The sequence below is a fragment of the uncultured Aquincola sp. genome, assembly GCF_964001545.1.
Taxonomy (GTDB): Bacteria; Pseudomonadota; Gammaproteobacteria; order Burkholderiales; family Burkholderiaceae_C; genus Aquincola.
Window position 1 is genome coordinate 1 of record NZ_CAXFDV010000091.1, and the last position, 4328, is coordinate 4328.

The window sequence follows — 4328 nt, forward strand, 5'->3', positions numbered from 1 at the left end:
CTCGCGGCTCTCGTAGCTCCCGGCGGTCAATCGATCCACCGGTGCAAAGGCGTGGATGTACTCCTCGTCGATCTTGTGGCCGGGCGGGTAGTAGGCGATCGAGCGATAGCTGCTCGCGGGCTCATCCGGCTGCAGCGGCGTGAAGGCGCCGTTGTGGTCGCTGAGCACCAGCCGGTGCACGCCGTTGCCATGCTCGAAGTGGTGGTTGATGCCCCATTGCTGCATCAGCCGGCACAGGAATTGGTAGTCGGTCTCGTTGTACTGAACGAGGTAGTCGCGCACCGGGTACTGCTCGATGAGCCGCCATTCCACAGGGAAGATGTAGTCGTCCAGCACCGCGCGAAGCACCTGCACCGGCGTCTGGTTCTGGAAGACCTTGCAGTCGGTGCTCAGCGTGGCCAGGTACAGCCAAGGGCGCAGCGTCAGCTCATAGAGCGCATGCCGGCTGTCTTCGCCCAGCAGGCGGGCTTCGGTGATGAGTGCGTTGATCTGGCGCTCGCCTGCGCCTTGGTTCCCAAGAAGGCCTGACCCGTGGCCTTCCAGCTCGATGGCGCAAGAAATCTCCCGCCCCACCATGTCCGGCAAGCTGAAGTTGGCGCCCCGCATCGGGCCGCCAAACTCCGCCAGCTCATCCGGCGTCTGCAGCACCAGCCGGTACTCGAACAAGCCGTTGACCGCCTCTCGGCCGCTCAGCCGCAGCGGCACCAGCGCCGGGCGGCCCCGGTGCAGGGGAATCGCCGGGCTGCTGATCGTCAGCGCGCGGTCGCCGCTGAACAGGCGCGAGACGAGGAGGCTCTCGTTCATGTCGGCCACACAGGTGAGCGTGGAACAAGGCACCGGGCACAAGGGCGCGGGCCGGCCGGACTGCGGGGGACTGCGCGAACCGCGAGGGAATGCCTGATGACCGCTTCAGGCTTGCATCAGCTTCGTTCAGCGGCAGGGCAGGATCAAGGTCAGCGTGTACCTTGACAAAGCCGCCGGGGTACGCCGGCCGCCGTTTGCTCCTCATTCGGCTGTCGCGCGCTCGCCTGAATGGCGCGGCGCGGGCAAATCCTCACCCTCAGGGCCGCGTCGAGACGGCTGTCTTCAGCGTGCGGCTGGGGTGCGCACGTGCGCCAGCATCAGCATGTCGTGGAAGCGGCCGCCCCAGTAAGCGCCGTCCCTTAGCCGGCCTTCCTGCTCAAAGCCGAGCCTGGCCAGCAGCCGCAGCGAGGGCAGGTTCTCGGGATGAACGAGTGCCTCGATGCGGTGCAGGTTCATGTGCTCATGGCCCCAGGCCATCGCCGCCTGCAGGGCTTCCTGCATCAGGCCTTGGCCCTGGTGGTCGGGCAGCAGCTCATAGCCGATGGTGCATTTGCGCCAGCCCGCTTGGCGCGCAAACAGCCCGCAGGTACCGATGAGGCGGGGTTCATGAGTCAGACACAGCCCCCAGCGGATGCCTGGGTGAGCTTGTCGACGGTAACCAGCGAAAACCTCCACCAGCCGCCGGGCGCCAGCCAAGTCCGTCGGCGGGTCGCTGCCGAACCAGCGCATGGCCTCGGCGTTGCCATGCAGGCGCAGCGGGTCGGGCGCGTCGGCGTCGGTGATTTCGCGCAGTTGCAGGCGGGCGGTGGACAAGGATGGAAAAGACATTGCGTGGGGCTCTGCGTCAAACATCATGCCCCATCGGGTCCAGGCTGATGAACACCCCGGCACCGCGCTGGCCGGCGGCGGCGGTCATCGACAGGAAGTGCTTGAGGGAGCGCACCGAGGCATCGTCCTGCGGCATGCAGGCCATGCCGGCATCGACCCGAGCCTGCTGATGGTCGTCGAGGTAGCCCAGCGCGCTGGCCAGCAGCCGGGCCTGTGACGGCAGCAGGCTGCCGGCGTGCAGGGCCACCTGCAGCAGCTGGCTCGAGCTCACCGTGGTGTGGCTGCTGAACCAGGGCCCCCAGCGCCGCTGCACCGGGCGGCGCAGCTCGTAATGGCGATGGAGCGCGCGCAGCCGGTCCACCGTCAGGCCATCGGCCTGCGCCTGCTGCAGGCCGGCCAGCAGCAGGCGGGCGGCCGGCTCGTCCATGTCGTCGGGCAGGCGCTGCAGCAGCCAGCGCTCGGCCGCAGCGGAGATGGGGTGGCGGATGACGCCGGCACAGCCCATGTCGCGCAGCCCCAGGTGGAAGGGGCAGCGCCGGCAGCCCTGCGCGAGCTCGGCCCGCAGGCCTTGCTGCGGCTCGGCGGCGGGCGGGGGTGCCAGGCGCAGCTCCAGCAGCCGGCCATCGCCCAGTCGCTGGCGGGCAGGGCAGGGCAGCGATGCGCAGAAGTGGACGACCATGGCGCCTCCGACGGTGTGAACTGCCGGGGGCGTCGCAACTGCACGCGTCAACGAAGCCGCCCTGTTCGCCTGGACGGTGGCGTTGGCCTGCTTTTACCCAGGGGCGGCAGGCGCCGGTTTGCGCTGGATCAAGGTCGGGCGGCGCGCGCCAGCTCGTTCGATCGCGCCGCCATCAGACTCAAGCCCACCCAGTCGATCAGCACATGCAGCACCACGGCCACGAGCAGGCCCAGGTGCAGGTAGACCAGCCCCAGCGCCAAGCCGGCCAGCAGCGTCTGCGCGAGGTACAGACTGCGCAGACCCCAACCGGGGCCGGCCAGCAACGCGGTGCGCGCATGGGCCAGCGCGAACAGTGCCGATGAGCCCAGCAGCCCCACGGCCGGCAGCAGTGCGGCGCGGAACAGCAGCTCCTCGCCAATGCCGGCCAGCAGCGCGACGGCCAATGGACGGTAGCCCGACAGGTCGAGGCCCTGCATCGATGACGGCACGGGCACCCGCTGCCGCCAGCGCGGACTGCGGCGCACGATCAGGATGAGCAGCCAGGCGGCAGCCGTGGCCGCCGCAGCCAGGGCCAGCTGCGCGGGCAGTGTCCATCCGGTGCGGATGTCGGTCAGCCAGTCGTCAGGGTGGCGCCAGGCCATCACCGCCAGAGCCAAGGCGCAGAAGAGCGCACAGGTGGCGGCCTGCCGGCCCAGGCGCAGCGTGGGCGCAGGTGCCACGCGGCTCAGTCTGGCGCCTTGCACACGGCTTCGATGGCGTGGCCGGCCGGGTCGATGACGAAGGCCGCGTAGTAGCTGGCGTCGTAGAAGCGGCCGGCCTGCGCCAGGTCGGCCACGCCGAAAGAGATATGGTGAAGCGGGTGCATGGGCGCAGTATCTGCCGCCCGACCTGCGCTGGCTCTGCCTGCGCCGTCAGGCCGTCGCCGCCGCGCTGAACCGCCACACGCCATCATCGCCCCGTTGCCGGTGCAGCTGCCCGCCATGCCACAGCATGTTCAGGTGGGCCAGCGACTCGGCCATCGCGAAGGTGGTCTGGTGGGCGTCCAGCTCGCGGCGGAACAGCACCGGCAGCATGTCGGCGGCGCTGCCGGGGCGCTGGCGCAGGGCCTGCATCAACTCGGCCAGTCGCTCGTCATGGTGGCGTTGTAGCTGTTGCACCCGCGTGTGCAGGCCGCGGAAGGGCCGGCCGTGCGAAGGCAGCACCAGCGTGTCGGCCGGCAGCTCGGCGGCGGTGCGGGCGATGGAGTCCAGGTACAGCGGCAGCGGGTTGCCTTCAGGCTCGCTGCTGTGCACGCCCACGTTGGTGCTGATGCGCGGCAGCACCATGTCGCCCGCGATCAGCAGGCCGGCCGCTTGGTCGTGCAGCGAGATGTGCTCGGGCGCATGGCCGTAGCCGGCGATGCAGCGCCATGGCCGGCCGTTGATCTGCAGCACCATGCCGTCCAGCAGCCGCCGGTAGCTGGCGGGCAGGGCCGGCACCAGTTGCGCAAAATAGTCGCTGCGGTGGCGGATCAACTCCAGCGTCTCGCCGTCCGCCAGCCCATGCGCGGCCAGGAAGTCGGCGTTCTCGTCGCCGCCCTGGCCGGTGGCATTGCGCGCCAGCTGGGCCACGCCGAAGTCGGTCGCGCTGATCCACATCCGGCAGTGCCAGCGCTCGGTCAGCCAGTGGGCCAGGCCGATGTGGTCGGGGTGCATGTGGGTGACGATCACGCGCAGCACCGGCAGGCCTTGCAGCGCGGTGGCAAACACCTGCTCCCACGCCGCACGGGTGCCGGGGCTGTCGATGCCGCAATCGACGATGGTCCAGCCCTCGCGCCCCTCCTGCCGGTCGCGCAGCAGCCACAGGTTGATGTGGTCCAGCGCAAACGGCAGGGGCATGCGCAGCCACAGCACGCCGGGCGCCACTTCCAGCGTGCCGCCGGAGGCGGGCAAGGTGTCGCCCAGGGGATAGACAAGCTGCTGTTCGTCGGCGTTTGCCATGGTGATGGTGCGGGCCCGGCCGCAGTACATTACGTTTA

At 69.8% G+C, this 4328-nt stretch carries 6 protein-coding genes; all 6 read right to left on the minus strand.

Going from position 1 to position 4328, the window contains the following annotated elements:
* Nucleotides 1-804: phage late control D family protein (locus ABNT58_RS03240; RefSeq protein ID WP_348752076.1), on the minus strand; the 804-nt coding region annotated here is incomplete at its 3' end.
* A 282-nt stretch (nt 805-1086) separates the two neighbouring features.
* Nucleotides 1087-1617 (minus strand): GNAT family protein, encoded by a 531-nt coding sequence (locus ABNT58_RS03245; RefSeq protein ID WP_348752077.1) that lies wholly within the window; start codon nt 1615-1617, stop codon nt 1087-1089.
* Nucleotides 1618-1648: 31 nt separating this feature from the next.
* Nucleotides 1649-2311, minus strand: coding sequence for a hypothetical protein (locus ABNT58_RS03250; protein ID WP_348752078.1), 663 nt, complete (start codon nt 2309-2311; stop codon nt 1649-1651).
* A gap of 128 nt (nt 2312-2439) precedes the next feature.
* The gene (locus tag ABNT58_RS03255) at nt 2440-3030 is read right to left on the minus strand and encodes a CPBP family intramembrane glutamic endopeptidase (RefSeq protein ID WP_348752079.1); all 591 of its coding nucleotides are present in this window, start codon (nt 3028-3030) and stop codon (nt 2440-2442) included.
* A 5-nt stretch (nt 3031-3035) separates the two neighbouring features.
* Nucleotides 3036-3176, minus strand: a complete 141-nt coding sequence (locus tag ABNT58_RS03260; protein WP_348752080.1) for a hypothetical protein — start codon at nt 3174-3176, stop codon at nt 3036-3038.
* Nucleotides 3177-3222: 46 nt separating this feature from the next.
* Nucleotides 3223-4320: an MBL fold metallo-hydrolase gene (locus ABNT58_RS03265; protein WP_348752081.1), complete on the minus strand. Its 1098-nt coding sequence runs from the start codon at nt 4318-4320 to the stop codon at nt 3223-3225.
* Between the last annotated feature and the right edge of the window lie 8 nt (nt 4321-4328).

Bases quoted from the DNA above. Each gene is read 5' to 3' on its own strand.
- ABNT58_RS03250 (WP_348752078.1), bottom strand. From the start codon at position 2,311: ATGGTCGTCCACTTCTGCGCATCGCTGCCCTGCCCTGCCCGCCAGCGA.
- ABNT58_RS03260 (WP_348752080.1), bottom strand. From the start codon at position 3,176: ATGCACCCGCTTCACCATATCTCTTTCGGCGTGGCCGACCTGGCGCAG.
- ABNT58_RS03265 (WP_348752081.1), bottom strand. From the start codon at position 4,320: ATGTACTGCGGCCGGGCCCGCACCATCACCATGGCAAACGCCGACGAA.